The organism is Citrobacter sp. S46_ASV_140, assembly GCF_018919545.1.
Classification (GTDB): domain Bacteria; phylum Pseudomonadota; class Gammaproteobacteria; order Enterobacterales; family Enterobacteriaceae; genus Citrobacter; species Citrobacter braakii.
This window is the reverse complement of record NZ_JAHLRC010000192.1, coordinates 1-4,519: the sequence shown is the minus strand read 5'-3', so window position 1 is coordinate 4,519 and position 4,519 is coordinate 1. Positions and strand designations below refer to the sequence as shown.

3 protein-coding genes are annotated in these 4,519 nt (G+C 49.9%); 2 read left to right on the top strand and 1 reads right to left on the bottom strand.

The genetic code is table 11. From position 1 onward, the window contains the following. Positions 1 to 221: 221 nt before the first annotated feature. Entirely contained in the window at positions 222 to 986 is a 765-nt protein-coding gene (pdhR, locus tag KQJ19_RS22445) for a pyruvate dehydrogenase complex transcriptional repressor PdhR (RefSeq protein ID WP_003018699.1), read from the bottom strand. Positions 987 to 1,550: 564 nt separating this feature from the next. Between pdhR and aroP the strand changes: the two genes are divergently transcribed. Together aroP and KQJ19_RS22435 are read left to right on the top strand one after the other, a co-directional pair. Continuing rightward, positions 1,551 to 2,924, top strand: a complete 1,374-nt coding sequence (gene aroP / locus KQJ19_RS22440; RefSeq protein ID WP_085951098.1) for an aromatic amino acid transporter AroP — start codon at positions 1,551 to 1,553, stop codon at positions 2,922 to 2,924. Positions 2,925 to 3,082: 158 nt separating this feature from the next. Beyond that, positions 3,083 to 4,489, top strand: coding sequence for an MFS transporter (locus tag KQJ19_RS22435; protein ID WP_016151715.1), 1,407 nt, complete (start codon positions 3,083 to 3,085; stop codon positions 4,487 to 4,489). Positions 4,490 to 4,519: the final 30 nt, after the last annotated feature.

Genomic DNA, 4,519 nt, shown 5'->3' with positions numbered 1-4,519 from the left:
GCCTGTAGCCAGTCGCGAGTTTCGATCGGATCCACGTCATTTGGGAAACGTTCTGACATGGGGGTATTCCTTATCTATCTAATACGTTGAGTTATCTGGAACCTGTCCCATTACGTTCTCACCAGAGAGCGTAATAAGACAGGTTCTGCGTTTAGTTGCCGCGCCTTTCGATAGCGCTTGATTTACAACATCTTCTGGTTAACGTTCTGCCAGAAAAATCACTAATTCTTTCGTTGCTCCAGACGGCGTAAGGCGCGTTCACGACGGCTTTCCTCACGGCTCCTGTCCAGCAGAATCTCTTCGATAAACGCCAGGTGACGGTGAGACGCTTCACGCGCTTCTTCAGGCTTCCCGGCGATAATTGCTTCAAAGATGCGGGTACGGTGACTGCTCACCAGCGGCAGCATCTCGCGACGCGCATACAGCAATTCGAAGTTTTGCCGAACGTTCTGGGCCAGCATCGGCTCCATACACCTTAGCAAATGGAGCAGCACCACATTATGTGCCGCTTCGGTGACAGCAATTTGATACTGGAGTACCGCGTCAGATTCGCCGTCAAGATCGCCGGACTGTTGAGCAAGCTCAATCGCGTGGTGGAGTTCACGGATACGCGTTTTGTCTTCATCCGTGCTGCGCAGTGCAGCGTAATAGGCTGCAATACCTTCCAGCGCATGGCGCGTCTCAAGCAGGTCAAACTGGGATTCAGGATGGTCGGAGAGCAGCTCTACCAGTGGGTCGCTAAAGCTCTGCCACAGGCTGCTCTGAACAAAAGTGCCACCGCCCTGACGACGAAGCAGTAACCCCTTCGCTTCAAGGCGTTGGATCGCCTCGCGTAAGGAGGGGCGGGAGACGTCGAACTGTTTTGCCAGCTCGCGTTCCGGTGGGAGTTTTTCTCCGGGGCGAAGTGTCCCCTCAAGAATTAAAAACTCCAGCTGCTGCTCAATCACATCGGAGAGTTTTGGTTGGCGGATTTTGCTGTAGGCCATGATTTCCTGTCTTAAGCCATTTGCCCGGAGTCAATTGGTCTTACCAATTTCATGTTCTTGACGCTAAAGTAACAAAGTATTCACCTTCTGTCCATACAGGTTTTGATTGAAATCAGTAAAGGGGGCATATTTTAACAAAAATACAGAAATAACGTTTCAAACATGTAACTATGCACAAATGTTAAATTTACCCACCACGGGGTAGTTTTAACGGAATTGAAACGAAAAAATATCTCATCTGAACCGATTCACCTGATTATTTATCGACAAATTAGCCACAATTAGTGAATAAAAATTCAAAATGGAAATTTTGTGGTAGATAAACTCGCATTTACAAATGGTTTCTTTTTATTCAACTCGTCATCTTGCCCGCATAAAGCAGGTGCATTAGCGCTCGCATATCATTATTCTGATCAAGACAAAAGCATTGAGGCAACATTTTATATAAAGTATCTGTAAACAAATAAATACAACAAACGGAATTGCAAACTTACACACGCATTGCTGCGTAGTTCAAAAAATAAGTACTCGAAATATGAAGAGTAAAACCACACACGAGGTTTAATGATGGAAAGTCAACAGCATGGCGATCAGCTCAAGCGCGGTCTTAAGAACCGCCATATACAGCTAATCGCGCTGGGTGGCGCGATTGGTACCGGGTTATTCCTCGGTAGCGCATCTGTTATCCAGTCTGCAGGACCGGGTATTATTCTGGGTTACGCAATTGCCGGCTTTATCGCCTTTTTGATTATGCGTCAGTTAGGTGAAATGGTGGTTGAAGAGCCGGTTGCAGGCTCCTTTAGCCACTTTGCTTATAAATACTGGGGCGGTTTCGCGGGTTTCTCTTCTGGCTGGAACTATTGGGTACTGTACGTCCTGGTTGCCATGGCTGAACTGACTGCCGTAGGTAAATACATCCAGTTCTGGTATCCGGATATCCCCACCTGGGTTTCTGCTGCAGCCTTCTTCGTGCTGATCAACGCCATCAACCTGACCAACGTGAAAGTGTTTGGGGAAATGGAGTTCTGGTTCGCCATTATTAAAGTCATTGCCGTGGTTGCGATGATTCTGTTCGGCGGCTGGTTGTTGTTTAGCGGCAACGGCGGCCCGCAGGCCAGCGTCAGTAACCTGTGGAGCCAGGGGGGCTTCCTGCCGCACGGCTTCACCGGTCTGGTGATGATGATGGCTATTATTATGTTCTCTTTCGGTGGGCTGGAGCTGGTCGGGATCACCGCAGCAGAAGCCGATAACCCGGAGCAAAGCATTCCCAAAGCAACCAACCAGGTTATCTACCGTATCCTGATTTTCTATGTAGGTTCGCTGGCTGTTCTACTTTCCCTGATGCCGTGGACGCGCGTCACGGCTGATACCAGCCCGTTTGTCCTTATTTTCCACGAGCTGGGCGACACCTTTGTTGCCAATGCTCTGAACATCGTAGTGCTGACCGCTGCCCTTTCTGTCTATAACAGCTGCGTATACTGCAACAGCCGTATGCTGTTCGGTCTGGCACAGCAGGGCAACGCGCCAAAAGCGCTGATGAACGTCGACAAACGCGGCGTACCGGTGAACACCATTCTGGTCTCCGCTCTGGTTACGGCTCTGTGTGTACTGATCAACTATCTGGCACCGGAATCCGCCTTTGGCCTGCTGATGGCGCTAGTGGTTTCCGCACTGGTGATCAACTGGGCAATGATTAGCCTGGCGCACATGAAGTTCCGCAAAGCCAAACAGCAGCAAGGCGTTACCACCCGTTTCCCGGCGCTGCTCTATCCGCTTGGGAACTGGGTATGTCTGATTTTCATGGCTGCAGTGCTGGTGATTATGCTGATGACGCCGGGCATGGCGATTTCGGTGTACTTAATCCCGGTATGGATTGCCATTCTTGGCATCGGCTATTTGTGCAAACAGAAAACCGCCAAAGTAGCTAAAGCGCATTAATTCCCCCTCCCCCCACCTGTATCAGGTGGGGGTTGTTACCTGCCTCACACTTTCCCACTCACGACTGTTTCGTCCATATCACTGGCGTTATCCTGCAACGCAAAAACACCTCTGCCAGACAATAATTATCTCCATATCTTATTAATGGAGTGCAGTTGATGGAAACCAGTAAGCTCACGGTGAAAGAAAAGATCGGCTATGGAATGGGCGACGCCGGATGCAACATCATCTTTGGCGCCATCATGTTGTTTGTTAACTATTTTTACACAGATATTTTTGGCCTGGCACCGGCCCTGGTCGGCGTGTTACTGCTCTCAGTACGCGTTATAGATGCCGTTACCGACCCTATTATGGGCGCGATGGCCGATCGCACCCGCAGCAAATATGGTCGATTTCGTCCATGGCTTTTGTGGATGGCTTTCCCATACGCATTATTTAGCGTACTCATGTTTACCACCCCTGAGTGGACATATAACAGCAAAGTAATCTATGCGTTCGTCACCTACTTCCTGCTCTCTATCACCTATACGGCGATCAATATCCCTTACTGCTCGCTCGGCAGCGTCATCACTAACGATCCAAAGGAACGTGTCGCCTGCCAGTCATATCGCTTTGTGTTGGTAGGAATTGCAACCCTGCTGCTCTCCCTCACCTTGCTGCCAATGGCGGACTGGTTTGGCGGGGAAGATAAAGCTAAAGGCTATCAGATGGCGATGGCAGTGCTGGCCTTCATCGGCATGTGTATGTTCCTGTTTTGCTTTGCAACCGTCCGTGAGCGCGTACGTCCTGCCGTCCCGACTAACGACGATTTAAAAGCCGACCTGAAAGACGTATGGAAGAACGATCAGTGGGTAAAAATCCTGCTGTTAACCCTGTGCAACGTCTGTCCGGGCTTTATTCGCATGGCTGCCACCATGTACTACGTAACCTGGGTTATGCAGCAAAGCACGCAGTTCGCAACGCTGTTTATCAGCCTTGGCGTTGTGGGCATGATGATCGGCAGCATGCTGGCGAAGGTGTTAACCGATCGCTGGTGCAAACTGAAAGTCTTCTTCTGGACCAATATCATCCTGGCGATTTTCTCCGGCGCGTTTTACTTCTTCGATCCTAAAGCCACCATGATGATTATGGTGCTTTACTTCCTGCTCAACATTCTGCACCAGATCCCATCCCCACTGCACTGGTCGCTGATGGCAGATGTCGATGACTACGGCGAGTGGAAAACCGGTAAACGTATCACCGGAATCAGCTTCTCCGGCAACCTGTTCTTCCTGAAACTGGGCCTGGCGATTGCCGGAGCGATGGTTGGTTTCCTGCTCTCCTGGTACGGCTACGACGCAGGGGCGAAAGCGCAAAGCGACTCCGCCATTAACGGTATTATGCTGCTGTTTACCATCATACCGGGTGTAGGCTATCTGATTACCGCAGGCGTAGTTCGTCTGCTGAAAGTTGACCGCGAGTTTATGCAACAAATCCAGACAGATTTAGAAAAGCGCCGCGCCAACTACCGTGAACTGAATGAGTACCACGATATAAAAACGACTGAAAACGTAAGGAAAGCCTAATGAATCAGTGGCCAAATCCCTTTATTGAAC

Coding starts and splice junctions, on each gene's coding strand:
- pdhR (WP_003018699.1), bottom strand. CDS start 986: ATGGCCTACAGCAAAATCCGCCAACCAAAACTCTCCGATGTGATTGAG.
- KQJ19_RS22435 (WP_016151715.1), top strand. CDS start 3,083: ATGGAAACCAGTAAGCTCACGGTGAAAGAAAAGATCGGCTATGGAATG.
- aroP (WP_085951098.1), top strand. CDS start 1,551: ATGATGGAAAGTCAACAGCATGGCGATCAGCTCAAGCGCGGTCTTAAG.